The organism is Curtobacterium sp. CFBP9011, from assembly GCF_034045095.1.
Classification (GTDB): Bacteria; Actinomycetota; Actinomycetes; order Actinomycetales; family Microbacteriaceae; genus Curtobacterium.
The window spans coordinates 352,600-376,666 of sequence record NZ_JAXCWN010000001.1; the positions used below are offsets into that span (position 1 = coordinate 352,600).

Below are 24,067 nucleotides of genomic sequence, written 5' to 3' on the forward strand. Positions count from 1 at the left end.
TGCTCGCGGGGGGACCATGAGCGACACGATCAACACCTGGGGCGGGCGGAAGTCGGCCGTCGAGCGCGCACAGCCGCTGTTCACCGCGCACCGGCCGTCGTGGCTCTGGATCGGGATCGCGGTCTTCGGGGCGGGCATCGTCCTCGTCGGGGCGGTCACGGCGCTGCGGGACGGCCTCTCCGGCGAACCGGACGCCGCCACCATGGCGGGCTTCTCGGTCTTCTTCTTCTGTGGCCCCGGCGTGCTCATGCTCCTCGCGGCCGCAGCGACCCGGCGCTCGCGCATCGAGGGGTACGAACGACACCTCGATGTCGTCTCCGGGTTCCGGAAGCCGAAGACCGTCCGCCCGGAGGACATCGGCCGGTTCCAGCTCGAGGTGCAGTCGAACAACGGCCGCACGTTCCACACCGTCATCGCGCGGGGCCAGCGGGGCCGGAAGCGGCTCGTCCGCGCCACCCGCGGGCACCCGGGCACCGACCAGGTCGAGGCGTGGTTCGCAGAGCACTGCCCGAAGGAGTGGGCCGAGTTCACCGCCCCGCGACCGCCGCGGTGAGGGCGGCCTCGATGACGTCCACCGGATCGGGCAGTCGGGCGATGGCCGCCGCGAGCTCCCGGCTCCGCGCCGCGAACGTCGGTGACGTCAGCACCTCGGTGACCGCACGGCCGACGGCCTGGTCCCGAGGCGTGCCGGTCCGCAGATCGCGCCCGCAGCCAGCCCAGGCGACCCGGGCGGCGACCTCGGGCTTGTCCTCGGTCGAGCCCGCGACCACGAGGGGGACACCGTGGGCCAGGGCTCGCTGCACCCCGCCGAACCCGCCGTTCGTCACCACGACGTCGCACAGCGGCAGCAGGCGGTCGTAGGGCAGGTGGGTCGCCACCCGTGCGTTCCCGGGCAACGCGCCGCCGAACGCACGTTCCACCTCGTCGACCGGCCGTCCGCCGGTGCTCACGACGACCAGCACGTGTTCCGCGGCGAGGGCGCGCAGGGTGGGGACCACCAGTCGACCGAAGTCGACGTTGTCGATCGTGCCCTGCGTCACGTGCACGACGGGGCGGCCGAGGCGGAGGTCCGACCACCAGTCCGGCAGGTCCTCGGCGTGACGCGGGTCGTCGGTCGAACGCAACGGTCCGACGAAGTGCACCGAGGTGGGCAGCTCGCGCCGGGGGTACTCGAGTTCTGCCACACCCAGCTGGAACAGCTGGTCGAAGCACCGGTAGGCGAAGTCGAAGGTGTCGATCGGGGACGGCGGCGCGCCCACCTGCGCCAGCATCGTGTCGGCCGCGCGACGGAGCGGCTGGGTGAGCGCCGGTCGCAGCGCAGCGGTGAGCAGCCGGTTGCGCAGGGCGCCGATCGGTCCCCGTCCGGGCTGCAGCCCGGCGCCGAACGGAGCCGTGTCGACGCTCCCCATCGTCACCGGTGTCGTCCCCACGCCGAGGACGGGCAGGCGGTCCTCCGGCGGCAGTGCGAGGTAGGGCGCGAGGCCGGTGAAGGCCGCCTCGCCGAGGACCGCATCGAACCCGCCGCGGTCCAGCAACGCACGCATCGCCCGGTACTGGCCCGGGATGACCCGGACGAAGACGGCGAGCATGCCCTCGCGGACACGGGCGATGCCACGGGAACTGCTGGCGTCGGCGAGCACCTCCTCCAGGTGTCCGTCGTCGAAGTCGACGCTCGCGGGCAGCGGCACGTGCCGGATCCCCGCCGCCGTGACGAGGTCGCGGTACTTCGCGCCCGTCAGCATCGTGACCTCGTGTCCGCGGACGACGAGACCTCGTCCGACGGCGACGAGCGGTGCCAGGTGACCGTAGACGGGTGGGGCGCAGAGCAGGTACGACGACATGGTCCTCGGTCGGTTCGGGGGCGGGTGCAGGAGAGCGGCCGATCGCGTCGACCACCCCGGCCGTCGTCGGGCAGGACGGCGTTCGACAGACGATCGTATGGCGGAGCCGCGGGTCGACTCCATGAACGTGGCCACAGCCCGTGCGGTGGCCGCACCGAATGGCGCGGGGTCAGCGCGCGCCGACGGGACACCGGACCATCGTGGGCTCGGTCAGCGTCGGTGCGCGTCGGTGGAACCGCTGATGGTCCCCGGTCCGGCGGACGGCCGACCCACTGATCGGTGGATGCCCGGTCGCCCGGTCAGTGGCCCCCGGACGGCGTCGGCGTCGGCGGAGCGGTCCGCACCGAGCCGAGGTCGTCGATGATGCCCTGGTCGAGGGGGACCTCCTCGGCGACGCCCACCGTCGTGTGCCCGATGACGGTGGTGCCGTCGGACTCGACCACGTCCCCACCGTCGACATCGGTCGATCGGATCCACCCCTTCCGGCCGTTGTCCGCCGTCGCCGGCACCAGGTCCGGCTGCCCCGACGCGTTCGGGACGCCGTAGGTCTGGCCCCGGCCGTTCACGCCCCATGCCGACGTGACCGCGGTGGCGTACTGCAGCGTCGCCGTCCACCGCGTGTCGGCAGACGCCTCGACGCTGAAAGTCGTCGTCCCCTGCTCGGGCAGTCGGCCGTCGACGACGTGCATCGTCCGTCGCATCCGGCAGTGCACCCCGGACGCCCCCTGACCGACGGTGGGGACGGTGACCATGCCGACGTCGTTGCGGCAGGTGACGTCGACGATCACGGCTCCCGCGCCTTCCGGGGCGTCGCCGATGTCGATCCGGGCGGGCCCGGTGTGCGTCACGGTGGTCGTCCGCCCGACGGCTGCCGTCGTCGTCGTCCCGGGCAGTCCGGCGACGACGAGCGCAGCCGCACTGGTCGTCGCGGCGACCGCGGCGACGGCGGTGATCGAGACGGCGATCCGCGCACGTCGTTGCCGGCGCTGCAGGGTGCTCTGCCGTGTGCCGATCGCCGAGAGTTCGGAACGGATCGCCGCAGCGGTGTCGGGGTGCATGTCGGTGCTCATCAGGAGGTGCCTTCCGGGGCGTTGCGGACGCTGGGGCGGAGGTCGTGGAGATCGTGCTGGAGGCGCTTGCGCAACCGGTGCAGGCGGACCCGTGCCGCCGGGGGCGTGAGGCCGACCGCCTGGGCGGCCTGCCAGATCGGCATCTCCTCGACGCCGGTCAGCACCAGCAGCGCCGCGTCGACGGGGGAGAGTCGGCGGATCGTGTCTCGGAGACGGTCCCGGGCCTCCAGTCCTTCGGCGTCCGTGGCGGGCGTGACGGCATCGCTCCGGGGGAGGTCGTCGAGGAGCCGGCGGTAGCGGGCGGCAGCCCGGCGGTGGTTGCGCGTGAGGTTGACCGTCGTGACCAGCAGCCACGGCGCGACCGAGCCAGCGACGAGTGTCACGCTGCGGCGTCGTCGCCAGAGTTCGTAGAACGCCGCTGCCGTCACGTCCTCGGCATCGTGGGTGTTCCCGGTGAGGCTCAGCGCGCGTCGGTGGACCCGCGGTCGGTGCCGGTCGAACAGCAGGGCGAACGCTGCTCCGTCGTCGCGGAGGGCTCGTGCCCACGTCGCGCTGTCGTCCTGTTCGTCCTGCACGTTGAGGAGTGTCCGGTCACGGCTCCGGCGTTACAAACTCGTCAGCGCACGACCGCCAGTGCCCACTCCGGAGACGCCAGCAACTCCTGCAGCTCGTTCACGAGTCGTGCCGTGTGGAACCCGTCCGCCGCCGCGTGGTGCACCTGGACCGCGACGGGCATCAGTGTCCGGTCCGCTGACTGGCGGTAGCGACCGAGCGTGATGATCGGGAGCAGGTGGTCCCACCCGTCTCCGATCTGCAGCGTGAACCCGGTGAACGACGCCCACGGGATGCTCGACACGTCGAAGGTGTTCGCCGGGGTGTCGGCCTGCGGGAAGAGCGTCGTCGCCGTGCGGTGGCGGTCGACGACCTCCGCCGCCTCGTCGTGGAAGCTCGCGAAGTCGTCACGGTGCGGTGTCCAGACGCTCGCGAACGTCTCTCGCTCGGGGTTGAACACCGTGAAGGCCGGGTGCACGACGTCCCAGACCGCGGGAGCGCCGGTCGCATCGAGCGCCATCCGGAACTCCTGGTGCCGGTTCACGATCGTCGACAGGGCCCAGATGACAGCGATCGAGCTCTTCACCGCGGTTCCGCTGAGGGCCGACCGCAGCTCGCTCACGTCGACGTCGACCGTCACCGCGTACGTGCAGAGGACGCGGTCGCGGTAGTGCGCGAAGTGCTCACGCCGAGGCCAGGTGGACAGGTCGATCGGTCGGAGGGTCCCCATGGTCTCGAGCCTAGAGCCGAGACGTCGTCAGGGGAGCGCGCGGACCAGGTCGTCCAGGGAGTCCAGGCGCAGGTCGGCCCGGCCGGCCTCGGCTCGCTCGGCGTGCACGTGCCCCCACGGTCCGCGACGGAGGAACGCGGTCCGCATCCCGGCCGCCCGCGCCGGCGTCACGTCGTTGTCCAGGCGGTCGCCGACGTACAGGACCTCGTCGGCCCGGTAGCCGGACGCGGCCACGACCCGGTCGAAGAACTCCGGCGACGGCTTCGCCACGCCCCAGGACGTCGACGACGCGATGAAGTCCGGCGCGCAACCGGCCGCGCGCAGCTGCTGCTCGACCCCGGCCGGCTGGTTCCCCGCGATGCCGACCAGGAGGCCGTGGGCTCGGACCGCCTCCAGCGTCGCGACCGCATCCGGGTACAGGTCGACCGCCTCGATCGGCGGCGCAACGGGCGGGTGCGGGACCCCGAGGATCCGCCACAGCTCGCGGTGGTCCTCGCCCCGTTCGATCAGCGCGCCGAGGAGCGCCATCAGCGTGAAGGGTGGGACGCCCGCGAGCTCGGCGGTGCGCCACCAGATCCGGGACTCGTCCACGAGCGTCTCGCCCACGTCGAAGACGACCGCCCGGAGGCCCGTGGGGACTCGTCCGTTCTGCACACGCCGATCTTCGCACCCCGGCCGTGAGCGCACAGCCCGGTACGGTCGCTGTCATGGCCGTCTCGTTCTCCGTCCGCCGAACCGTCGAGGACGACTGGCCGCTGGTGCGTGGCCTGCGGATCGAGAACGCGACCGACAACCCGATCTCCTACGGGGCGACCCTCGAGACGACGCTCGCGATGACGGAGGACGACTGGCGGCTCCGAGCCCGGCGTGGCCAGGCCGAGGACGCGACCAGCCTCGCTGCCGTCGAGACCGACACCGGCCGGTGGATCGGCATGATGAGCGCGCAGAGCCACGACGACGACGGGGCCGACCCCGTCCTCACCGGCGTCTTCGTGTCCCCGGACCGCCGCGGGCGCGAGAACGGGGTGGCCGACGCACTGCTGGACGGCATCCTCCGGTGGGCGCACGGACGAGGTGCCACGCGCCTCCGGTTGTACGTGGACGAGCACGCCGAGCCAGCGCGACGCTTCTACACGCGGCACGGGTTCGTCCCCACCGGGCGGACACGGCCCATCGGGTTCACGGCGGGCGACACGCTCGAACTCGTCCGGGTGCTCGACGGGCGCCCGCGATGACCGTGATCCGTCTGGTCGAACCGGACGACAGCGCGGCGCTCGCCGACCTGCTCGTCCGCAACCGGGCGTTCCTCGCCCCGTGGAGTCCGATCCGCGCCGACGACCACGAGACCCTCGAGGGGCAACGGCGGGACATCGACCTGGCCCTGGAGCGCGACCGTCGCGGCGAGAGCGTACCGTTCGTGGTCCTCGACGCCGCCGGTGAGGTAGCCGGACGTCTGACGCTCAGCGGCATCGTGCGCGGTCCGTTCCGGTCGTGCGCGATGGGGTACTGGCTGTCAGAGGACCGCACCGGCCGCGGTCTCGCCACCCGGGCGGTCGCCGCCGCGCTCGGGCACGCGTTCGATGACCTCGGCCTGCACCGGGTCCAGGCGGAGACCCTCGTCCACAACACCGCGTCCCAGCGGGTCCTGGCCCGGAACGGCTTCCTCCAGTACGGGCTTGCTCCGCGGTACCTGGAGATCGCGGGCCGGTGGCAGGACCACCGCATGTTCCAGCGGCTGCGCGACGACCCTCCGGTGTCGTCCGGCCATTGACTTTCCGCAACGGCAAGTGATTGACTTGCCGATATGGAAAATGACTCGCCGCACGTCGACCACGAGAACCCGACCGACGCCCGACAGGCGCTCGCCGCGGTCGACGCGACCCGGGCCTCCGTCGCCGATCGTCTGGTGACACCGTGGTGGTACCACCCCGTCCTCGGCCTGCTCGGCGGCGGGTACCTGGTCGGCTACGTGCTCGGCGACGCCCTCGTCCGCGTGGTCGTGCTCCTCGTCTTCTTCGCCGGGATCATCACGCTCGTCTCGGCCTACCGACGACTCACCGGTGTGTGGGTCTCCGGGCTCCGCGCCGGGTCCGCGACGTGGTGGGCTGTGGCCGTGGGGGTCTTCGACATGGTCGCCGTGCTCGCCGCCTTCGTCCTGCACGAGTCCACCGGCCTCCGGTGGCCGGTGTGGGTCCTGGCCGTGGTCGTCGCCCTGGCGATGGTCGTGGCCGGCAGCCGGTTCGACCGTCGGCTCCGGTCCGAGCTGCGTCGCGGCCGGGTCCGGGTCTCGTGACCACCACGCGGACGACGGGCCGGGGGAGCGGCGGGGGCGGGGCGTTCGACGAGGTCGTCCACGCGCCGAACCGCCTGCAGATCTGCGCGTTCCTCGAGCCGCTCGACCAGGCCGAGTTCTCGGTCGTGCGCGACGTGCTCGGCGCGAGCGACTCGGTGACGAGCAAGCACGTCAAGGTGCTGCAGGACGCCGGGTACCTGACGGTGCGCAAGCCGACCGGCAAGGGGCGCGTCAAGACGTGGTTGGCACTCACCCCGGAGGGACGAACCGCCTACCGCGGACACGTCGCGGCACTGCGCGCACTGCTGGGCTGACGCCGTCCGGCCGGTCGAGACCGGCTGACGTCAGCCCGGCAGCGCCGCGGGAACGGTCAGAACGGGACGCCGCAGACCAGCACCGCGTTCGCGAACGCCGTGGCCTCGCCGGTGCGGACGAACAGCCGTGCCTCGGCGGACATCGCCTTCAGCGCCTCGTGCGACACCCAACGGCGGTCCGGGAACCGGTCGCCCAGCCAGGTGTCGGCCTCGGTGCCTGCGGCTTCGGACGCCGCGATGCACTCCTGGAACACGGCGTCGCCGAGCAGTGCGTCGAGGACGTCGACGAACCGCGGGACGCCGTGCACGAGGGCGAGGTCGACGACCGGCACCCCGGGCGGGATCGGCAGTCCGCAGTCCGCGACGACGACCAGATCCCCGTGCCCGAGTCGGCTCAGTCCGGCGTTCAGCTCGGCGTTGAGGATCCCGCTCTTCTTCACGCGCGGACCTCCGCGTCCTCGGTCTCGACCCGCGGCAGCTCGTCGTCGAGCGTCGGGTAGGACGGCTGCGTGCCGACGCCCTGCACGGCGAATGCACCGACGCGGACGGCCTGTCGAGCCGACTCGAGCAGGGGCTCGCCCGCGGCCAGCCCGGCCGCCAGCGCGCCCACGAAGGCGTCGCCGGCGCCCGAGGAGTCCACCGCCGTCACCCGGGGCGACGGCACGGCGACCACGACGGGCCGGTCGCCGGCGTCGTGCTCACCGTCGGACACCAGCGCACCGCGTGCACCGAGCGTCACGACCACCGAACGGATGCCGAGCGACCGCAGCGCTCCGACCAGCGCTGCCTCGTCGGACGGCACCACGGTGTCGGGGACGAGCTGCGCGAGGACGAGGGCTGCCTCGTGCTCGTTGACGACGAGCGGGTCGGCCGCGAGCACGACCTGTCGTCCGACCGGCACGACGGGGGCCAGGTTGAGCAGGACCCGCCCGGTCGCCGCCGTGGCGGCGGCCGCGATGCCGTCTGCAGGGACCTCGCCCTGCAGGACGACCACGGCGGCCGACGCGACGGTGTCCGAGGCCGCGAGCACGGCCTCCGCACCGGTGGACGCGTTGGCCCCGGGGACCACGACGATCGTGTTCTCGCCGGTGCGGTCGACCGTCACGGTCGCGAGCCCGGTGGGGACGTCGACCGCGCTGACGTGCGTCACGTCGACGCCGCTGTCGGCCAGGAGGCTCGTGGCCACCTGCGCCGCACCGTCGCGTCCGACGCTCCCCACCATCACGGTCGGTGCACCTCGGCGGGCGGCCGCGACCGCCTGGTTCGCGCCCTTGCCGCCGGGCAGCAGGGCGAAGGAGGTCGCGACGAGCGTCTCACCCGGTGCTGGGTGGCGATCGACGGTCACGACCTGGTCGACGTTGAGCGAACCCACGACGACCACGGTTCCGGTGGGACGGCTCACTTGGTGAAGTCTCCGACGTTGCTCTTGGTCACCGACACGACGGGCACCTGGACGGTCTTGTCGGCCTTGCCGGAGACGGCCTTGACGGCCTGGTCGACCGCCAGCGCGCCGAGCTTGGCGGGCTGCTGGGCCACCGAGCTGCTCAGCGTGCCGTCCTCGATCGCCTTCAGGCCGTCGGCCTCGCCGTCGAAGCCGGCGACCTTGACGCTCGTGCCGGCCTTCGCACCGAGGGCCTTGATCGCGCCGAGGGCCATCTCGTCGTTCTCGGCGAAGACGCCGACGACGTCGGGGTGGGCCTGCAGCAGGTTGGTGGTGACGTCGAGTGCGGTGGCGCGGTCGAAGTTCGCGGTCTGCTTGCCGACCACCGTGATGCCCGGGTAGGCCTTGATGCCCTCGGCGAAGCCCTTGCCGCGGTCACGGCTGGCGGAGGTGCCGGCCTGACCCTGCAGGACGAGGATCTCGCCCTTCTCGCCGATCGCCTTCGCCAGGTCGTCGGCGGCCTGCTTGCCACCGGCGACGTTGTCGCTCGCGATGAACGAGTCGACCGAGGCGTCGTTGACGGTGCGGTCGACGGCGACGACCGGGATCTTCGCCTTGTTCAGGGCGGTGACGCTCGGGCCGGCGGCGTCGGAGTCGACCGGGTTGACGATGACGGCCTTCGTGCTGCCACTCGAGGCGGTCTGCAACTGGTTGGCCTGCTGGGCGGAGTCGTTCTGGGCGTCGACGACGTCGAGGGTGACGCCCTGCTTCTTCGCCTCGGCCTTCGCGCCGTCACGCACCTCGACGAAGAACGGGTTGTTGAGCGTGGAGAGGGCGAGCGTGATCTTCATGTCGCCGCCACCCGAGGCGCCGGTGCTGCTCGTGCGGTTGCACCCGGCGGTGCCGAGGACGACCAGGCCGGCGACGACGCCGACGGTGGCGACCTTCTGGAAGGAGGAGAACTTCATCGTTGATTCCTTTGGGGGAGAGGGAGAGGGAGTGGGGAGGGGGGGGAGTGAGGAAGCTGTGGGGGGACGCGCGTCAGCTGCTGCGCGTCTTGCGGCGGAGCACGTCGAAGCCGACGGCGACGGCGATCACCAGGCCGATGACGACCTGCTGCCAGAACGAGCTGACGTTGAGCAGGTTCAGCCCGTTGCGGATCACGACGAGGACGAGCGCGCCGATGAAGGTGCCCGAGATCCGGCCGACACCACCGGCGAGTGAGGCGCCTCCGATGACGACTGACGCGATCGCGTCGAGCTCGTAGCCGCTGGCAGCCTGCGGCTGCGCGGAGTCGAGGCGACCCGCCAGCAGCAGACCGGCGAGTGCGGCGAACAGCCCGGACAGGCCGAAGACGACCACGACGATGCGCTTGACCGGGAGGCCCGACAACCGTGCCGCCTCCGCGTTGCCGCCGACGGCGTAGATGCTCCGACCGATCACGGTGCCGTTGAGGATGAACGACGCGATCAGGGCGGCGACCACGAGGACGATGATCGGCACCGGCACGGGGCCGATGTCCCCGCCGAGGAAGGACACCTGGGGCGAGGTCGGCACCGGCTTGCCGTCGGAGAGCACGAGCGTCAGACCACGAGCGACGCTGAGCATCGCGAGGGTCGCGATGAACGACGGCAGCTTGCCGTAGGCGCTCGCCAGACCGTTCACGACGCCGGTGACGAGCCCCGCGACGAGACCGCCGACCAGGGCGAGCCAGCCGGGCAGCCCCGCGGTCGCGAAGAACCAGGCCGAGACCATCGCCGACAGCGCCGCGACGGAGCCGACGGACAGGTCGATGCCTCCCGCGACGATGACGAACGTGACACCGAACGCGAGCACGGCCACGGTCGACACCTGGATGCCGATGTTGAGGATGTTGCGGCCGGTCAGGAAGTCCGGCGTCGCGATGAAGAGGGCGATGCAGAGCACGACGAGGCCGACGAGGGCGCCGTTGTTCGCCAGGAACTTCGTGAACGAGGAGGACCGGTTCGGGGCCTTCACAGTGGTCGATGACATGCGGCTTGTGCTTTCTGGTGGGTACTGCGCTGTACGCGGGGAGGGCGCGCGGCCGTGTCGGGCCGTGCGGGGAGGAGTCGCTCGGACGACCGACGGCTCAGGCGGCGTCGGCCTCGGTGTCCGGGACGTCGCGGGCCGCCAGGGTCATCACGGCGTCCTCGGTGGCATCGGCGCCGTCGAGTTCGCCGGCGATCCGGCCGTCCCGCATCACGAGGATCCGGTCGCTCATGCCGAGCACCTCGGGCAGCTCGCTCGACACCATCACGACGGCGCCTCCGGCCGCGGTGATGGCGTTGACGAGTTCGTAGATCTCGACCTTCGCTCCGACGTCGACGCCGCGGGTGGGTTCGTCGAGCAGGAGCACGCTCGAGCCGGCCAGGATCCACCGCCCGAAGACGGCCTTCTGCTGGTTGCCGCCGGAGAGCGATCCGATCGGCTGCTCGATGTCGTGCATCCGGATCCGGAGTCGGGCCGCGACCTGTTCGGCACGCTGCTTCTGTCCGGCGAAGTCGGCGAGTCCGCCCCGGGCGCTGGACGCGAGCGTGGCGTAGCCGAGGTTGTCGTTGACCGAGGCACCGAGCACCAGGCCCTGGCCCTTGCGGTCCTCCGGCACGTGACCGATGCCGGCGCGGATCGCCCCGGCGACGCTGCCCTTGCCGAGCTTCCGCCCGCGGACCGTGACCGTTCCGCTGTCGTAGCCGTCCGCCCCGGCGATCGCCCGGACCAGTTCGGTCCGACCGGCGCCGACGAGTCCGGAGATGCCGACGATCTCGCCGGCGTGCACGTCGAAGGAGACGTCCTGGAACCGACCGGCCGCCGTGAGGTGCTCGACGCGCAGGACCGGGTCGGCGCGGTCCACGACGGCACTGCCGGTCGGGTACTGCTCCTCGATGCTCCGGCCGACCATCAGACGGACGAGCTCGTCCTCCGGGGTCGACGCCGGGACCTCGGCGACGAAGTGTCCGTCGCGGAGCACGGCGACCGTGTCGCCGATCTCGGCGATCTCGTCGAGGTGGTGGCTGATGAACAGCATCCCCACGCCCCGGGCGCGGAGGTCGGCGACGACCCGGAAGAGTGCCTCGGTCTCGTGGCGGGTGAGTGCTGCCGTGGGCTCGTCCAGGATCAGGATCCGCGCCTCCACGCTGAGCGCCTTCGCGATCTCGACCAGCTGCTGCCGGGCGATGCCGAGCTCGCCGACGGGCGTGTCGACGTCGACGTCGAGTCCGATCACGGCGAGCGCGGCCTCGGCCTGACGACGCAGCGTCTTCCGGTCGACCAGCCCGAAGCGGGTCGGGATCCGGCCCATCATCACGTTCTCGGCGACGCTGAGCGAGCCGACCAGGTTGAGTTCCTGGTGGATCGTCGCGATGCCGAGCCGCTCCGCGGCCGTGACGGTCGGGAGGCTCACCTCGGCTCCGTCGACCAGGATCCGTCCGCCGTCGGGCTGGTGGATCCCCGACATCATCTTGATGAGGGTCGACTTGCCGGCACCGTTCTCGCCCAGGAGGACCTGGACCTTCCCGGCGTGGACGTCGACCGTGACGTCGGTGATGACCTGGACCGGACCGAACGACTTGCTGACGCGGTCGAGGGTCAGGAGCGGTGTCTGGGCCATGTCAGTTCTCCGGGTGCTGCTCTGCGGCGGGGCGCGACGATGCGGCCGGCCGGACGGGGCGGATGGGGGTGGCCGAGGAAGCGCGGACGATCAGTTCGCTCGGCAGACGGACGGACTCGGGACGGCCACCGTCGATGACGTCGCGGAGGAGGTCCACGGCGACGCGGCCCATGTCCTCCACGCTGTGGGCGACGACGGAGAGCGCGGGCTCCAGCAGCGAGAACCACTCGATGTCGTCGAAGGCGACCAGGGCGATGTCCCGCCCCAGTCGGAGCCCGAGGCGGTTCAGGATCGCGATCGCCCCGACCGCCATCAGGCTGTCCGCGGCGAAGATCGCGGTCGGCGGGTCGGCGAGCTGCAGCAGGGTGGTGACCCCGGCCGAGCCCGACGCGGCCTGGAAGTCGCCGAAGACGATGAGGTCGGGGTCCTCGCTCAGCCCGGCTGCGGCGACGGCGTCCTGGTAGGCGGTGAAGCGCTCCCGGCCGGTCGAGACGCTCTGCGGGCCGGCGATGTACCCGATGCGGGTGTGGCCGAGGGCGGCGAGGTGCTCGACGGTCTGGCGGATGCCGGTGCTGCTGTCCGTCGTCACGCTCGGCACGTCGAGGCCGGGGATCACGCGGTCCACGAAGACGGTCGGGACCTGACGGTCGACGAGCTGTTGCACGGTGCCGGTGTCGTTGCCCTGGGGCGCGACGATGACGCCGTCCACCCGACGGGCGATGAGCGTGTCGAGGTACCGGTTCTGCTGGTCGGCGCGCTCGTTCGCGTTGCCGAGGAGCGTGACGTAGCCCTCGGCCAGTGCCGCCTGCTCGATGGTGTGGGCGAGGTCGGCGAAGAAGGGGTTGCGGACGTCGGAGACCAGCAGGCCGATCGTGTCCGACCGGGTCGAGCGCAGTGCGCGGGCCTGCAGGTTCGGCCGGAAGTCGAGGTCCTTCGCGGCCTGCTCGACTGCTCGGCGGGACTCTTCGCTGGTGGCGGCGTTGCCGGAGAGCACGCGGGACGCCGTCGCTGCGGAGACGCCGGCGCGGGCGGCGACGTCCTTGATGGTGACGGTGTTCATCGGTGAGCACTCCGTTGGGCGAGTCGTGGAATCGATTCCATGGAATCGATTCCATGACCCTACGGACCGCGCCCGGCTGATGTCAAGCACCGCCGAGGCTGTGCGCATGTGCTCGGGACGCGACTGTCGTCGTCACGGAGGACTCGGGCGAGCGGGACCAGGGCGCGCCCGAGCAGCGCCGGCCAGGCGGAGCGGGAGACCGGCGCCGAGTAGCGCCGTTCAGACGGCGTACGAGAACGGCGCCGGTCGGCGCTGGAAGAGGGAAGTGGAGGGGATGACGGGAATCGCGGATCGGCGCAGTGCCAGCCCGGATGCGCAGTGCTAGCCCGGATTTGGAGGGGATGACGGGAATCGCGGATCGGCGCAGTGCCAGTCCGGATGCGCAGTGCTAGCCCGGATTTGGAGGGGATGACGGGAATCGCGGATCGGCGCAGTGCCAGCCCGGATGCACAGTGCTAGCCCGGATTTGGAGGGGATGACGGGAATCGAACCCGCGTAGCCAGTTTGGAAGACTGGGGCTCTACCATTGAGCTACATCCCCGCGCCTGCGCACGTGTCGCAGCCCCACCACCATACCGGACGATCGACACCCCCATGATCCTGCCGCCGCCGGACGAGTCGTCGCAGCGCACGATCAAGCGCTCCCGGGTGCTGTCCTACGTGCTGGTGGCCCTGGCAGCGGTGGTGCTCTCGCTGCGCCCGGACCTGTTCGGCGACCCGCAGACCCAGCCCTGGCACGCCCTGCTGCACGTGTGGCGCATCGTCGCCGGGCTGCTCCTCGGGGTGGCTGCCCTGGCGGTCCAGGTCGTCGTCGGGGTGCAGTGGCGACGGGGTCTGCGGCGAGCCGCTGACGACTGACTTCCCACAACCGGGAGTCCTACCGGGGATCGTGCACCTGGAGCCCGCTAGACTCGTCGAGGTCGCTGGGCTGGACTCGTCCTGCCCGCGCGCTGAACGGCGCACGCGACGATCCTGGCCCTCGTACCGGGGCGTAGCTCAGCTTGGTAGAGCGCCCGCTTTGGGAGCGGGAGGTCGCAGGTTCAAATCCTGTCGCCCCGACCAGGTCACATCGAACGTCAACCAACAGGAGAACATCCCTTGGCCACCAGCACCGTCGACAAGGTGAGCGACACCCGCGTCAAGCTCACCGTGAACGTGACGCCGGACGATCTCAAGCCGAGCATCGACCACGCGTACAAGCACATCGCAGAGCAGATCAACATCCCCGGCTTCCGCAAGGGCAAGGTCCCGCCGGCGATCGTCGACCAGCGCGTCGGTCGTGGCGAGGTCCTGAACCACGCCGTCGGCGACGCCATCGACACCTTCTACCGCCAGGCGGTGGACGAGCAGGAGCTGCGCATCCTCGGCCGTGCCGAGGCCGACGTCGCCGAGCTCCCGAACGTCAAGGACTTCTCCGGCGACCTCGTCCTCACCTTCGAGGTCGACGTCCGTCCGGAGTTCGACCTGCCCGACTACAGCTCCTTCGAGCTCACGGTCGACGCGGTCGAGGTCTCCGACGACGAGATCGACGAAGAGCTGCAGAACCTCCGCACGCGCTTCGGCACCCTCGTCACCGTGGACCGTCCGGCCACCTCGGGCGACTTCGCCCAGCTCGACCTGACCGCCACCATCGGTGACGACGAGGTCGACTCGGCCACCGGCGTCTCCTACGAGATCGGTTCGGGCGACCTGCTCGAGGGCATCGACGAGGCGCTCGAGTCCCTCACCGCCGGCGAGTCCACCACCTTCGAGTCGAAGCTCGTCGGTGGCGACCGCGAGGGCGAGACCGCCCAGATCGCCGTGACCGTCACCGCCGTCAAGGAGCGCGAGCTCCCCGAGGCCGACGACGAGTTCGCCCAGATCGCGAGCCAGTTCGACACGCTCGACGAGCTCAAGGCGGACCTCAAGGAGCAGATCGCCAAGTCGAAGACCTTCGGCCAGGGCGCTGCCGCTCGCGACAAGCTCGTCGAGCAGCTCCTCGAGTCGGTGGAGATCCCGATCTCCGAGAAGCTCATCGAGGACGAGGTCCACCGTCACCTCGAGCAGGAAAACCGTCTGGAGGACGACGAGCACCGCAAGGAGGTCGCCGAGTCCAGCGAGAAGGCCTTCCGCTCGCAGATCCTCCTCGACTCCATCGCCGAGAAGGAGCAGATCCAGGTCTCGCAGGAAGAGCTCACGCAGTACCTGATCCAGGCCGCTGCGCAGTACGGCATGGAGCCGGCCGAGTTCATCAAGGTCATCGACCAGAACGGCCAGATCCCCGGCATGGTCGGCGAGGTGGCTCGCTCGAAGGCCGTCGCCACGGTCCTGTCGAAGGTCACCGTGAAGGACACCGCCGGCAACCCGGTCGACCTCTCCGCGTTCACCGCGGGTGTCGCCGACGTCGCCGACGACGAGTCGACCGACACCGACGACGGGTCGGCCGAGGCCGACGCGAAGTAGTCGCGACCATCCGCACGAACGGGAGGCACGGTGCCAGCTGGCACCGTGCCTCCCGTTCGTTCACCCGCACGTCCCGACCGCGTTCCCTGACCTGCTGACCGCCGACAGCGAACACACGCGACCACGTGCGTTGCAACCGATAAGTTCGACAACAAGCGACAACTGAACGGGAGCTTTTCCATGGCCGAAGCAACACTGAACCCCAGTGTTTTTGACCGCCTTCTGAGAGACCGGATCGTGTGGCTCGGCTCCGAGGTCCGCGACGACAACTCGAACGAGATCGCAGCCAAGCTGCTGCTGCTCGCCGCCGAGGACCCTGAGAAGGACATCTACCTCTACATCAACTCGCCCGGTGGCTCGATCACCGCCGGCATGGCGATCTACGACACGATGCAGTTCGTGCCGAACGACATCGTCACGGTGGGCATCGGCCTCGCCGCCTCGATGGGGCAGTTCCTGCTCTCGTCCGGCACGCCCGGCAAGCGCTACATCACGCCGAACGCGCGCGTGCTCCTGCACCAGCCGTCCGGTGGGTTCGGCGGCACCGCCGCGGACATCCAGACGCAGGCGAAGGTCATCCTCGACATGAAGCAGCGCATGGCGGAGCTGACTGCCGAGCAGACCGGCAAGTCCATCGAGCAGGTCCTCAAGGACAACGACCGCGACAACTGGTTCTCGGCACAGGAAGCCCTGGAGTACGGCTTCGTCGACCACCTCCGCGCCTCGTCCGCCGAGGTCGTCGGTGGTGGCGGAACCGTCAACGACGGCGAGACGCAGACCCCTGCGGCCGAGCCCGACGCCCAGTCCTGATCACCACCGAAGAAAAGGAAACGAGAATGCATCTCCCCATGCTCGGTGGCGCGCAGAACGTCCCGGCCCCCTCTGATCGGTACATCCTCCCGAGCTTCGAAGAGCGCACGGCCTACGGCTACAAGCGTCAGGACCCGTACGCGAAGCTCTTCGAGGACCGCATCGTGTTCCTCGGCGTGCAGGTCGACGACGCGTCCGCGGACGACGTCATGGCCCAGCTGCTCGTGCTCGAGTCGATGGACCCCGACCGCGACATCGTGATGTACATCAACTCGCCCGGTGGCTCGTTCACCGCGATGACGGCGATCTACGACACGATGCAGTACATCCGTCCGCAGATCCAGACGGTCTGCCTCGGTCAGGCGGCCTCGGCCGCGTCAGTGCTCCTGGCCGGCGGCACGCCGGGCAAGCGCCTGGCGCTCCCGAACGCCCGTGTGCTCATCCACCAGCCCGCTGTCCAGCAGGGTGGTGGCCAGGCGTCCGACATCGAGATCCAGGCGGCGGAGATCCTCCGTATGCGCACCTGGCTCGAGGAGACGCTGTCGAAGCACTCGAACAAGACGCCGGCCGAGATCAACCACGACATCGAGCGCGACAAGATCATGTCCGCGCAGGAAGCCGTGGAGTACGGCCTGATCGACCAGGTCCTCACCAGCCGCAAGAACCTCCCCGCGCTCGTCAAGTAGCGCTCGGTACGACGACGGCCCCGCACCTCTTCGGTGCGGGGCCGTTGTCGTGCCCGGGGTCGGTCGTCGTCCCCGGGGCGAGCTGATCCGCCACGCCCGCATGCGTCTCGCCGAGTGGTCACGAACGGTCGTTCTGGCGAGGCCAGTCCGACGAGTCGTGACCGCTCGGCGGAGGTGAGCGGGGTGTCCCGACCGGTCGGGACGACGGCGGCGGGCGTGTCGGCGTGCCGGTCGGCGCGCCGGTCAGTCCTCGTCGGCGTCAGCGGCGGGCGCCGGGCGACGACGCACGAGCAACAGGACGGCGACGACCGCGGCCACGACGACGAGCCCGCCGGCACCGATCCACAGTGCGTCGGAGGTCGTCGACGCCGAGGTGCCGGACTCCGTGCCCGTCGTGCTCGCCGCGGCGGTCGAGCCGTTGCCCGCGGTGGCGCAGGTCGGCGGCTTCGTGGTGCCGGTGGCGGGGGAGAAGCCCGCCGGGGCCTTCCACGTGAAGTCGTACGAGTCCGAGACGGTGTGCCCGTCCGCCGAGATGATCTGCCACTCGGCCTGGTACTTGCCCGACTTGCCGAGCGCGGCCGCGGTGGACATCGTCGGGCCCTCGACGTCGACGCAGCCGTTCTCGAAGTACCGGCCGTCCGGACCCACGATGCGGAACGCGAACCCCGAGTCCGTGTCGCCGATGTCGAGCAGGCGGTCGTTCGTGGTGATCGCGAACGTCTTCGGCAGTTCGGTCAGCGTGCTGTTCGACGCCGGGGTGGCGGCGATGACGTAGTTGTGCGCGCTGGCCGGGGCCGCGAGGCCGAACACCGCACCACCCACGAGCGTGAGGGCGGCGAGCGTCCCGGCACCGAGCCTCCCGGCCCGGACCCGGCCGCGCACCGCCGGACGCGTGCCCGGCCGCTCGCCCGTCGTCACTTGCTGCTGCCGCGTCGGCGCGTGGCGGCGACCGAGACGACCAGCGCGACGGCGCCCAGGAGCAGACCGCCGAGGCCGAGGAAGCGGCCGACCAGGTCCGGGTCCGCCGGGACGGAGGTGGACGAGCTGGAGGCCGTGGTCGCGGTCGCCTCGTCGGACTCGGTCGACGCGGTGGTGCCGTGCTCGTCGTCGCCTGCGGTGGCGGCGGTCAGCGTGATGGTCGGCGCGGGGTGCTCCGGCTCGGCCTGTCCGGCCTTGGTGGCCTGGTCCCACTCGGTGGAGCCCTTCTCGCAGGTCTGCGTGACGGGCATCGACACGGTGTCGCCGGCCTTGCCGTCGGGCAGGGAGAACGAGAGCGAGAAGGTGTCGCGCTCGTCGGCGGGCAGCGGGGTCTTCGCCGTGTAGGTGACGCTGGTGACGCGCTCGGCGGCGGCTTCGGCCTCGTCCTCGTCGGAACCGGCTGCGGAGCTCGGGGCCGTGTAGGGCTCGGTGGCCTTCGTGATGGTCCAGTTCGGGTTCACGGTCGGCGTGACCTCGATCACGGACTCAGGCACGTGGAACTGCAGCTTCGTGGTGGGGGAGCCGTCGCAGCCGTGCGGCACGGAGAACGTGACAGTGGTGTACGAGTTGACGGCGGTCGATGACGCTTCGGCCTCGACGTGGGCGCTGGCCGAGGCCGCGGTGCCGAGGACGATGGCGGCGGCGACGCCGAGGGTCACGACACCGCCGGTGGCGAGGCGCTTCTGCATGGTTCCTCCAGGAGCCGTTCTCTACAACTTGTAGAGAAACGCTGCTCACGCTACCAGGCCGACCACGCCCTGGGCGAACGCGGCCGGGGGTCCCCGACTGTGTCCCCGGTTGCGGTTAGGCTCGGTCCCACGACGACCTCGTGGACCGCACTGGCGGTGCACGTCGACCAGGGAAGGCCGAGAGCATGGCACGCATCGGAGAGAGCGCCGACCTCCTGAAGTGCTCCTTCTGTGGGAAGAGCCAGAAGCAGGTACAGCAGCTGATCGCCGGACCCGGCGTCTACATCTGCGACGAGTGCGTCGAGCTCTGCAACGAGATCATCGAAGAGCGCCTCGCCGAAGCGGGCGAGGACACCGGCAGTGGGGAGTTCGACCTGCCGAAGCCGCGCGAGATCTTCGACTTCCTGCAGGAGTACGTCATCGGCCAGGACCCGGCGAAGCGCGCACTCGCGGTCGCCGTCTACAACCACTACAAGCGGATCCGGGCGCAGGGGCAGATCACCGCCGCCGAGGACCGCGACGACGTCGAGATCGCCAAGTCGAACATCCTGCTCATCGGCCCGACCGGCTGTGGCAAGACGTACCTGGCGCAGACCCTGGCCAAGCGGCTGAACGTGCCGTTCGCCGTCGCGGACGCCACCGCCCTGACCGAGGCCGGGTACGTCGGCGAAGACGTCGAGAACATCCTGCTCAAGCTGATCCAGGCGGCCGACTACGACGTCAAGCGCGCCGAGACCGGCATCATCTACATCGACGAGGTCGACAAGATCGCGCGGAAGGCCGAGAACCCCTCGATCACCCGCGACGTCTCCGGCGAAGGCGTGCAGCAGGCGCTGCTCAAGATCCTCGAGGGCACGGTCGCCTCGGTGCCGCCGCAGGGCGGTCGGAAGCACCCGCACCAGGAGTTCATCCAGATCGACACGACGAACGTGCTGTTCATCGTCGCCGGGGCGTTCGCCGGGCTGGAAGAGATCGTGTCGTCGCGCGTCGGCAAGCACGGCATCGGCTTCGGTGCCCAGCTGCACAGCCCGACCGACCACCAGGACCTCTACTCCGAGGTCCTGCCGGAAGACCTGCACAAGTTCGGCCTGATCCCCGAGTTCATCGGTCGCCTGCCCGTCGTCACCACGGTGTCGAAGCTCGACCAGGCGGCGCTCATGCAGATCCTCACCGAGCCGAAGAACGCCCTGGTGCGCCAGTACCAGCGGATGTTCCAGATCGACGGCGTCGAGCTCGAGTTCGACCAGGCGGCGCTCGAGGCGATCGCTGACCTGGCGGTGCTCCGCCAGACCGGTGCCCGCGGCCTCCGCGCGATCATGGAAGAGGTCCTCGGGCCGATCATGTTCGACGTCCCCTCGGACGACGACGTGGCCCGTGTGGTCGTCACCCGGGCGTCGGTGCTCGAGAACGCGGCGCCGACGATCGTGCCGCGGTCCGCACCGAAGCGCGTCGAGAAGTCCGCCTAGCCGGACGCACCGGGCGGGCCGGCACCGCGCCTCCCGTCCGTCCGCGGAGCTCGCGGAACACCGGTGTTCGTGCGTCACGCCGCGTCTTTCCGCGGCGCAACCGACGAACACCGGTGTTTCGCGGACTGGACCGGCCGGCCGCGCCGCTACTCGAGGCCGCGTCGCCGCAGCAGCGGTCCGACCTCGGCATCGCGGCCGCGGAACTCGCGGTAGGCCTCGAGCGGGTCCTTCGCGCCGCCGACGCCGAGCACCAGCCGCGCGAAGCGTCCACCGGCCTCGCGGGACAACCCACCGTGCTCGCGGAACCACTCCACGGTGTCGGCGTCCAGCACCTCGCTCCAGATGTACCCGTAGTAGCCGGCGTCGTACCCGCCGGAGAACGTGTGCGCGAAGTACGTCGACGAGTAGCGGGGCGGGACGGCCGGGGCGTCGATGCCGGCGGCGACCAGGGCCTCCCGTTCGAACGCCTCGACGTCGGTGACCGCAGCGGCCTCGGCGGCGGTCAGTCGGTGCCAGGCCTGGTCGAGCAGCGCGGCGGCGAGGTACTCGGTCGTGCCGAACCCCTCGTTGAACCCCTCGGAGTCGCTGAGCCCCAGGACGAGCTCGGGCGGCATCGACGCACCGGTCTCGTGGTGCTTGGCGTAGTTCGCCAGGACCGACGGCCACGTGACCCACATCTCGTTCACCTGCGACGGGAACTCGACGAAGTCGCGCTCGACGTTCGTGCCGGAGAACCGCGGGTACGTCGTCCGGGCGATCAGCCCGTGCAGGGCGTGGCCGAACTCGTGGAACAGGGTCTCGACCTCGTCCTGCGTCAGCAGGGTGGGCGAGCCGGCCGCGGGCTTCGGGACGTTGAGGTTGTTCACGACGACGGGCAGTGTGCCGAGCAGGTGCGACTGCTCGACGACGGGGTTCATCCACGCGCCACCGCGCTTGCCGTCGCGCGTGTACAGGTCGAGCAGGTAGAGCCCGACCGGGGCGTCCTGCTCGTCGACGACCTCGAAGACGCGGACCTCGTCGTTGTAGCCGTGCAGGTCCGGGCGCTCGGTGAACCGCAGGCCGTAGAGGGTGCCCGCCGCGTGGAAGACGCCGTCGCGTAGGACCCGGTCGGCCTCCAGGTACGGGCGGAGTGCGCTGCTGTCCGCGGCGAACTGCGAACCGCGGAGGACCTCGGTGGCGTACGCCCAGTCCCACGACTCGACGTCGTGGCCGACGGTGCGGGAGCGTGCCTCGCGTTCGTCGCGGGCGTTCGCGACGGCTGCGGTGACCAGGGAGGACAGGAGGCCCGCCACGGCTTCCGGGGTGCCGGCCGTCTCGTCCGCGGTGACCACCGATGCGTGGTCGCGGAAGCCCAGCAGTTCGGCTCGCTCGGCGCGGAGGCGGACGATGCGCAGCAGGACGTCCCGGTTGTCGAAGGCGTTGCCGCGACGGCCGCGGGAGAGCGACGCCTCCATGATCCGCTGCCGGAGGCCCCGGTCGGTGAGCGTCGCCAGCCACGGGTGCCCCGTGTAGAGCGGCAGGGTGACGAGCCAGCCGTCGAGACCACGGTCGGCGGCGGCACCAGCGGCGGCGGACTTCGCGCCGTCGTCGAGGCCGGCGAGTTCGGACTCGTCGGTGACGTGCACGGCGGCGTCGTTGGTGTCCTCGAGCAGGTTGCGCTCGAAGGTCGTCGTCAGGGTCGACAGCTCCTGGTTGATCGCGGTCAGGCGTTCCTTGCCCGCGTCGTCGAGTCCGGCGCCGGCGAGGGTCATCTCGGTCAGCGTCCGTTCGGCCAGGCGGCGGTCCTCCTCCGAGCGGCCGGCGGTCGCATCGAGGGCGTCGTGCACGGCACGGACCCGTGCGTACAGGCGCCCGTCCAGGACGATCGCGTCGCGGTGGGCGGCGAGGAGCGGGGACAGCTCGGCCTCGAGGTCGCGCAGCTCGTCGGTGGAGTCGGCCGAGGTGACGGTGGAGAAGACCATCTCGACCCGCTGGAGCAGCTGCCCGGCACGTTCGAGCGCGACCAGGGTGTTCTCGAAGGTCGGCGGCTCCGGGTCGGTGGCGATCGCCTCGACCTCGGCGCGGTGTTCGGTCATGCCCGCGTCGAAGGCGGGCCGGTAGTGCTCGGTCCGGACGTCGTCGAACGGGGGGAGGGCGTAGGGGAGGGTGCTCGGTCCATCGAACGGAGTGGCCATCGCCCCAACCTAGCGATGCGGGCGGGTGGCCGGGTGGCGGGTGCCGGGCAGCAGGCCCGGTCCCGGTGTCGTCAGCGCGTCGCGGCGTCGATCAGCACCGCAGCCGCTCGGCGGGCGTGCACGGCCGCCTCGGTCGTCCCCGCGATGGCCGCGGTGGTCTGGGCCCCTTCGGCCAGCAGCGCGAGCTGTGCTGCGAGCTCCTCGGCGCGTTCGGCGTCCGGGACGGCCTGCGAGGTGATCCCGGCGACGAAGCGCTGGAACGAGTCCTTGTGCTCGCGGGCGATCTCGGCGATGGCGGGGGAGGTCGCACCGAGTTCCCCGAACGCGTTGATGAAGCCGCAGCCGCGGAAGGTCTCGTCCCCGAACCAGGACTCGAGGAAGTCGTAGACGGCGAGCAGTTGCGCACGAGGGCCGTCGGCGGCGTCGACCGCGGCCCGGATGCCCTGCTCCCAGAAGTCGTGACGGCCGGCGAGGACGGCGGCGATGAGCTGCTCCTTGCCGGGGAACGCGGCGTAGAGCTTCTTCAGCGAGACGCCGGCGGTGGAACGGATCTCGTCCATGCCGACCGCCTGGATGCCGCGCGTGTAGAAGAGCGTGTCCGCGGTCTCGACGATCCGTGCTGCCGTCTCGGGTTCGACCGTGCTCGTCGCCATGTCGGTGCTCCGTCCACTCGGTGTCCACGGCATCGGTGGCATGCCGGGAACGAACGTTCTCCATTCTAGCGCGTGAGAGCGGGGCCGGCCTGGTGCCGCGGTGGTCCCGCGGCGCCAGGCCGGTTCCGTTCGTGGGCGTCCGGACGGGAGGCCCGGGTCGGCCCCGCCAGGTTGCCTGGCTCGCGCGGTCAGCGCGCCCGGCTCGCGCGGTCAGCGCGCCCGGCTCGCGCGGTCAGCGCGCGGTGGTGAACGCGACCCGGTCGGAGGTCGTCTCGTGACCCGACCGGTCGTACGCCAGGACCGCGACCTCGTAGTCGGTACCTGCGGTGAGGCGGTCGACGATGACCGACGCCTGGCGCGGGTTCGCGATCACGTGTGCGCGGATGAGTTCGCCGTCCTGGAAGAGCAGGACCTGGTGGCCGAGCAGCTCGGGCGTGACCGGCGAGTTCCAGTTGACGATGACGCTGTCGGACTGCTCGGTGTTCACGTGGACGTCCGCCGGGGTGGCGGGCCCGGCGACCGACGGGTCGGCGGCCGTGGTGAACGAGACGGCTTCGGCGGCGCTGACGTTGTCGTCCGAGTCCCGAGCGGTGACGACGACCTCGTAGTCGCGGTCCGGGTCGAGGCGGTCGACGACCTGGCTCGTGCGGTGGGCGCCGGGTACGGGGTACTCGCGGATCACGTCGCCGTCGCGCAGGAGCGTCACGGTGTACAGGATGCCGGGGCCGTCGTCGGTGCTCGGGGTCCAGTTGACGGTCACCCGGTCGTGCGCGACGTCGGTGACGCGGACGTCGCCCGGCGTGGTCGGTGCCTGACCCTGGTCCTCAGCCGCCGAGCAGCCGCCGACCGCGGCGCCACCGAGGTCGCAGCCCTGGACGCTGAGGGCGCTCGACCCGTCACCGGCGATGCCGAACGAGACGTACTCGCTCATGCCCGCTGCCAGTGCGCCGTTCTTCGGCGTGAGCGTCACGCGGTCGCCGTCGACCTGTGCGTCCACGTTCCAGTCGGAGTGGTTCTCGAACGACCCGTTCGGCACCGAGAACGTCAGCTCCCAGTCCGACGCACCCGCGGTCGGGTTCGTGATGACGAACTGACCGCTGCTGTAGTGCTGGCTGCCGTCCCACATCTGGAGCTGGCCTGCGGTGCCGGTCGCGGCCTCCTGGGTCGGTGCGGCCGAGGCGACGGACGGGGCGAGCAGCGTGCACCCGATCATCGCGGCGGTCATCGCGGCGGTGGCGAGGGTGGAGGAGCGGAGGGACATCAGGATGCCTTTCGGAGGGGAACGTCCGCCGGAGCGGAT

Annotated in this window: 26 protein-coding genes and 2 tRNA genes; 11 read left to right on the forward strand and 17 right to left on the reverse strand. The window is 71.0% G+C overall.

Annotated features, from left to right (window positions below; all coding sequences use genetic code 11):
• Positions 1-16: 16 nt before the first annotated feature.
• On the forward strand, positions 17-553 hold the full coding sequence (locus SOM35_RS01665) for a hypothetical protein (RefSeq protein ID WP_320514148.1): 537 nt from the start codon (positions 17-19) through the stop codon (positions 551-553).
• Here SOM35_RS01665 and SOM35_RS01670 read toward each other — a convergent pair.
• The 5 genes from SOM35_RS01670 to SOM35_RS01690 all read right to left on the reverse strand — a co-directional run bounded on the left by SOM35_RS01670 (position 528) and on the right by SOM35_RS01690 (position 4,847).
• Positions 528-1,841, reverse strand: a complete 1,314-nt coding sequence (locus tag SOM35_RS01670) for a nucleotide disphospho-sugar-binding domain-containing protein (protein ID WP_320514150.1) — start codon at positions 1,839-1,841, stop codon at positions 528-530. The two genes, SOM35_RS01665 and SOM35_RS01670, sit on opposite strands and share 26 nt — an antisense overlap.
• Before the next feature lie 299 nt (positions 1,842-2,140).
• Complete coding sequence (locus SOM35_RS01675; protein ID WP_320514151.1) at positions 2,141-2,911, reverse strand: hypothetical protein; 771 nt, start codon at positions 2,909-2,911, stop codon at positions 2,141-2,143.
• On the reverse strand, positions 2,911-3,486 hold the full coding sequence (locus SOM35_RS01680) for an RNA polymerase sigma factor (protein WP_320514153.1): 576 nt from the start codon (positions 3,484-3,486) through the stop codon (positions 2,911-2,913). The genes SOM35_RS01675 and SOM35_RS01680 overlap by 1 nt, the downstream gene beginning before the upstream one ends.
• 41 nt (positions 3,487-3,527) lie before the next feature.
• The gene (locus SOM35_RS01685; RefSeq protein ID WP_320514155.1) at positions 3,528-4,193 is read right to left on the reverse strand and encodes a CatA-like O-acetyltransferase; all 666 of its coding nucleotides are present in this window, start codon (positions 4,191-4,193) and stop codon (positions 3,528-3,530) included.
• A 27-nt stretch (positions 4,194-4,220) separates the two neighbouring features.
• On the reverse strand, positions 4,221-4,847 hold the full coding sequence (locus SOM35_RS01690) for an HAD family hydrolase (RefSeq protein WP_320514156.1): 627 nt from the start codon (positions 4,845-4,847) through the stop codon (positions 4,221-4,223).
• 53 nt (positions 4,848-4,900) lie between these two features.
• Between SOM35_RS01690 and SOM35_RS01695 the strand changes: the two genes are divergently transcribed.
• From SOM35_RS01695 to SOM35_RS01710, 4 genes are read left to right on the forward strand one after another with little or no spacing between them, the layout of a single operon-like run.
• Positions 4,901-5,428: a GNAT family N-acetyltransferase gene (locus SOM35_RS01695; RefSeq protein ID WP_320514157.1), complete on the forward strand. Its 528-nt coding sequence runs from the start codon at positions 4,901-4,903 to the stop codon at positions 5,426-5,428.
• Positions 5,425-5,964, forward strand: a complete 540-nt coding sequence (locus SOM35_RS01700; RefSeq protein WP_320514158.1) for a GNAT family N-acetyltransferase — start codon at positions 5,425-5,427, stop codon at positions 5,962-5,964. The genes SOM35_RS01695 and SOM35_RS01700 overlap by 4 nt, the downstream gene beginning before the upstream one ends.
• A 33-nt stretch (positions 5,965-5,997) precedes the next feature.
• On the forward strand, positions 5,998-6,486 hold the full coding sequence (locus SOM35_RS01705; RefSeq protein WP_320514160.1) for a hypothetical protein: 489 nt from the start codon (positions 5,998-6,000) through the stop codon (positions 6,484-6,486).
• Positions 6,483-6,800: a transcriptional regulator gene (locus SOM35_RS01710; protein ID WP_320514161.1), complete on the forward strand. Its 318-nt coding sequence runs from the start codon at positions 6,483-6,485 to the stop codon at positions 6,798-6,800. The genes SOM35_RS01705 and SOM35_RS01710 overlap by 4 nt, the downstream gene beginning before the upstream one ends.
• A gap of 56 nt (positions 6,801-6,856) precedes the next feature.
• Here SOM35_RS01710 and rbsD read toward each other — a convergent pair whose 3' ends face one another.
• From rbsD to SOM35_RS01745, 7 genes are all read right to left on the reverse strand, one after another.
• Entirely contained in the window at positions 6,857-7,240 is a 384-nt protein-coding gene (gene rbsD / locus SOM35_RS01715; RefSeq protein ID WP_320514162.1) for a D-ribose pyranase, read from the reverse strand.
• Positions 7,237-8,202 carry a ribokinase gene (locus SOM35_RS01720; RefSeq protein WP_320514163.1) on the reverse strand — a complete coding sequence of 322 codons (966 nt, stop codon included), beginning with the start codon at positions 8,200-8,202 and terminating at the stop codon, positions 7,237-7,239. The genes rbsD and SOM35_RS01720 overlap by 4 nt, the downstream gene beginning before the upstream one ends.
• Positions 8,199-9,149, reverse strand: a complete 951-nt coding sequence (locus SOM35_RS01725) for a substrate-binding domain-containing protein (protein ID WP_320514164.1) — start codon at positions 9,147-9,149, stop codon at positions 8,199-8,201. The genes SOM35_RS01720 and SOM35_RS01725 overlap by 4 nt, the downstream gene beginning before the upstream one ends.
• A 73-nt stretch (positions 9,150-9,222) precedes the next feature.
• On the reverse strand, positions 9,223-10,194 hold the full coding sequence (locus tag SOM35_RS01730; protein WP_320514165.1) for an ABC transporter permease: 972 nt from the start codon (positions 10,192-10,194) through the stop codon (positions 9,223-9,225).
• A gap of 97 nt (positions 10,195-10,291) precedes the next feature.
• Positions 10,292-11,809: a sugar ABC transporter ATP-binding protein gene (locus tag SOM35_RS01735; protein ID WP_320514166.1), complete on the reverse strand. Its 1,518-nt coding sequence runs from the start codon at positions 11,807-11,809 to the stop codon at positions 10,292-10,294.
• A 1-nt stretch (position 11,810) separates the two neighbouring features.
• Complete coding sequence (locus tag SOM35_RS01740; RefSeq protein WP_221850679.1) at positions 11,811-12,869, reverse strand: LacI family DNA-binding transcriptional regulator; 1,059 nt, start codon at positions 12,867-12,869, stop codon at positions 11,811-11,813.
• Between the two features lie 467 nt (positions 12,870-13,336).
• Positions 13,337-13,410, reverse strand: a tRNA-Gly gene (locus SOM35_RS01745).
• A 53-nt stretch (positions 13,411-13,463) separates the two neighbouring features.
• Here SOM35_RS01745 and SOM35_RS01750 point away from each other — a divergent pair.
• The 5 genes from SOM35_RS01750 to SOM35_RS01770 all read left to right on the forward strand — a co-directional run bounded on the left by SOM35_RS01750 (position 13,464) and on the right by SOM35_RS01770 (position 16,807).
• On the forward strand, positions 13,464-13,727 hold the full coding sequence (locus SOM35_RS01750; RefSeq protein ID WP_111075984.1) for a hypothetical protein: 264 nt from the start codon (positions 13,464-13,466) through the stop codon (positions 13,725-13,727).
• 127 nt (positions 13,728-13,854) lie between these two features.
• Positions 13,855-13,931 (forward strand) — tRNA-Pro (locus tag SOM35_RS01755).
• Between the two features lie 36 nt (positions 13,932-13,967).
• The gene (gene tig, locus SOM35_RS01760) at positions 13,968-15,311 is read left to right on the forward strand and encodes a trigger factor (RefSeq protein WP_320514168.1); all 1,344 of its coding nucleotides are present in this window, start codon (positions 13,968-13,970) and stop codon (positions 15,309-15,311) included.
• Between the two features lie 180 nt (positions 15,312-15,491).
• A complete protein-coding gene (locus tag SOM35_RS01765) occupies positions 15,492-16,121 on the forward strand; it encodes an ATP-dependent Clp protease proteolytic subunit (RefSeq protein WP_111075986.1) in 630 nt (209 codons plus the stop codon).
• A gap of 26 nt (positions 16,122-16,147) precedes the next feature.
• On the forward strand, positions 16,148-16,807 hold the full coding sequence (locus tag SOM35_RS01770) for an ATP-dependent Clp protease proteolytic subunit (RefSeq protein ID WP_111075987.1): 660 nt from the start codon (positions 16,148-16,150) through the stop codon (positions 16,805-16,807).
• A gap of 243 nt (positions 16,808-17,050) precedes the next feature.
• Here SOM35_RS01770 and SOM35_RS01775 read toward each other — a convergent pair whose 3' ends face one another.
• Both SOM35_RS01775 and SOM35_RS01780 read right to left on the reverse strand, forming a co-directional pair.
• Positions 17,051-17,725: a copper resistance CopC family protein gene (locus tag SOM35_RS01775; protein ID WP_320514178.1), complete on the reverse strand. Its 675-nt coding sequence runs from the start codon at positions 17,723-17,725 to the stop codon at positions 17,051-17,053.
• The gene (locus SOM35_RS01780) at positions 17,722-18,474 is read right to left on the reverse strand and encodes a YcnI family copper-binding membrane protein (RefSeq protein WP_320514179.1); all 753 of its coding nucleotides are present in this window, start codon (positions 18,472-18,474) and stop codon (positions 17,722-17,724) included. Before SOM35_RS01780 ends, SOM35_RS01775 begins: the two co-directional genes overlap by 4 nt.
• A 185-nt stretch (positions 18,475-18,659) precedes the next feature.
• On the opposite strand from SOM35_RS01780, the gene clpX reads away from it, so the two are divergent.
• Positions 18,660-19,940 carry an ATP-dependent Clp protease ATP-binding subunit ClpX gene (gene clpX, locus SOM35_RS01785; RefSeq protein WP_320514180.1) on the forward strand — a complete coding sequence of 427 codons (1,281 nt, stop codon included), beginning with the start codon at positions 18,660-18,662 and terminating at the stop codon, positions 19,938-19,940.
• 146 nt (positions 19,941-20,086) lie between these two features.
• Here clpX and SOM35_RS01790 read toward each other — a convergent pair whose 3' ends face one another.
• From SOM35_RS01790 to SOM35_RS01800, 3 genes are all read right to left on the reverse strand, one after another.
• Positions 20,087-22,114: a M3 family metallopeptidase gene (locus SOM35_RS01790; RefSeq protein ID WP_320514181.1), complete on the reverse strand. Its 2,028-nt coding sequence runs from the start codon at positions 22,112-22,114 to the stop codon at positions 20,087-20,089.
• Between the two features lie 71 nt (positions 22,115-22,185).
• Positions 22,186-22,767 carry a TetR/AcrR family transcriptional regulator gene (locus SOM35_RS01795; protein ID WP_320514182.1) on the reverse strand — a complete coding sequence of 194 codons (582 nt, stop codon included), beginning with the start codon at positions 22,765-22,767 and terminating at the stop codon, positions 22,186-22,188.
• Positions 22,768-22,999: 232 nt separating this feature from the next.
• Complete coding sequence (locus SOM35_RS01800) at positions 23,000-24,028, reverse strand: fibronectin type III domain-containing protein (protein ID WP_320514183.1); 1,029 nt, start codon at positions 24,026-24,028, stop codon at positions 23,000-23,002.
• Positions 24,029-24,067: the final 39 nt, after the last annotated feature.

What these genes read in the sequence shown, in the direction of transcription:
- SOM35_RS01675 (WP_320514151.1), bottom strand. Translation starts at nt 2,911, where the DNA reads ATGAGCACCGACATGCACCCCGACACCGCTGCGGCGATCCGTTCCGAA.
- SOM35_RS01765 (WP_111075986.1), top strand. Translation starts at nt 15,492, where the DNA reads ATGGCCGAAGCAACACTGAACCCCAGTGTTTTTGACCGCCTTCTGAGA.
- SOM35_RS01725 (WP_320514164.1), bottom strand. Translation starts at nt 9,149, where the DNA reads ATGAAGTTCTCCTCCTTCCAGAAGGTCGCCACCGTCGGCGTCGTCGCC.
- SOM35_RS01800 (WP_320514183.1), bottom strand. Translation starts at nt 24,028, where the DNA reads ATGTCCCTCCGCTCCTCCACCCTCGCCACCGCCGCGATGACCGCCGCG.
- SOM35_RS01750 (WP_111075984.1), top strand. Translation starts at nt 13,464, where the DNA reads ATGATCCTGCCGCCGCCGGACGAGTCGTCGCAGCGCACGATCAAGCGC.
- SOM35_RS01735 (WP_320514166.1), bottom strand. Translation starts at nt 11,809, where the DNA reads ATGGCCCAGACACCGCTCCTGACCCTCGACCGCGTCAGCAAGTCGTTC.
- SOM35_RS01685 (WP_320514155.1), bottom strand. Translation starts at nt 4,193, where the DNA reads ATGGGGACCCTCCGACCGATCGACCTGTCCACCTGGCCTCGGCGTGAG.
- SOM35_RS01730 (WP_320514165.1), bottom strand. Translation starts at nt 10,194, where the DNA reads ATGTCATCGACCACTGTGAAGGCCCCGAACCGGTCCTCCTCGTTCACG.
- SOM35_RS01790 (WP_320514181.1), bottom strand. Translation starts at nt 22,114, where the DNA reads ATGGCCACTCCGTTCGATGGACCGAGCACCCTCCCCTACGCCCTCCCC.
- SOM35_RS01795 (WP_320514182.1), bottom strand. Translation starts at nt 22,767, where the DNA reads ATGGCGACGAGCACGGTCGAACCCGAGACGGCAGCACGGATCGTCGAG.
- clpX (WP_320514180.1), top strand. Translation starts at nt 18,660, where the DNA reads ATGGCACGCATCGGAGAGAGCGCCGACCTCCTGAAGTGCTCCTTCTGT.
- SOM35_RS01780 (WP_320514179.1), bottom strand. Translation starts at nt 18,474, where the DNA reads ATGCAGAAGCGCCTCGCCACCGGCGGTGTCGTGACCCTCGGCGTCGCC.
- SOM35_RS01740 (WP_221850679.1), bottom strand. Translation starts at nt 12,869, where the DNA reads ATGAACACCGTCACCATCAAGGACGTCGCCGCCCGCGCCGGCGTCTCC.
- SOM35_RS01705 (WP_320514160.1), top strand. Translation starts at nt 5,998, where the DNA reads ATGGAAAATGACTCGCCGCACGTCGACCACGAGAACCCGACCGACGCC.
- SOM35_RS01670 (WP_320514150.1), bottom strand. Translation starts at nt 1,841, where the DNA reads ATGTCGTCGTACCTGCTCTGCGCCCCACCCGTCTACGGTCACCTGGCA.
- SOM35_RS01695 (WP_320514157.1), top strand. Translation starts at nt 4,901, where the DNA reads ATGGCCGTCTCGTTCTCCGTCCGCCGAACCGTCGAGGACGACTGGCCG.
- SOM35_RS01700 (WP_320514158.1), top strand. Translation starts at nt 5,425, where the DNA reads ATGACCGTGATCCGTCTGGTCGAACCGGACGACAGCGCGGCGCTCGCC.
- SOM35_RS01665 (WP_320514148.1), top strand. Translation starts at nt 17, where the DNA reads ATGAGCGACACGATCAACACCTGGGGCGGGCGGAAGTCGGCCGTCGAG.
- SOM35_RS01770 (WP_111075987.1), top strand. Translation starts at nt 16,148, where the DNA reads ATGCATCTCCCCATGCTCGGTGGCGCGCAGAACGTCCCGGCCCCCTCT.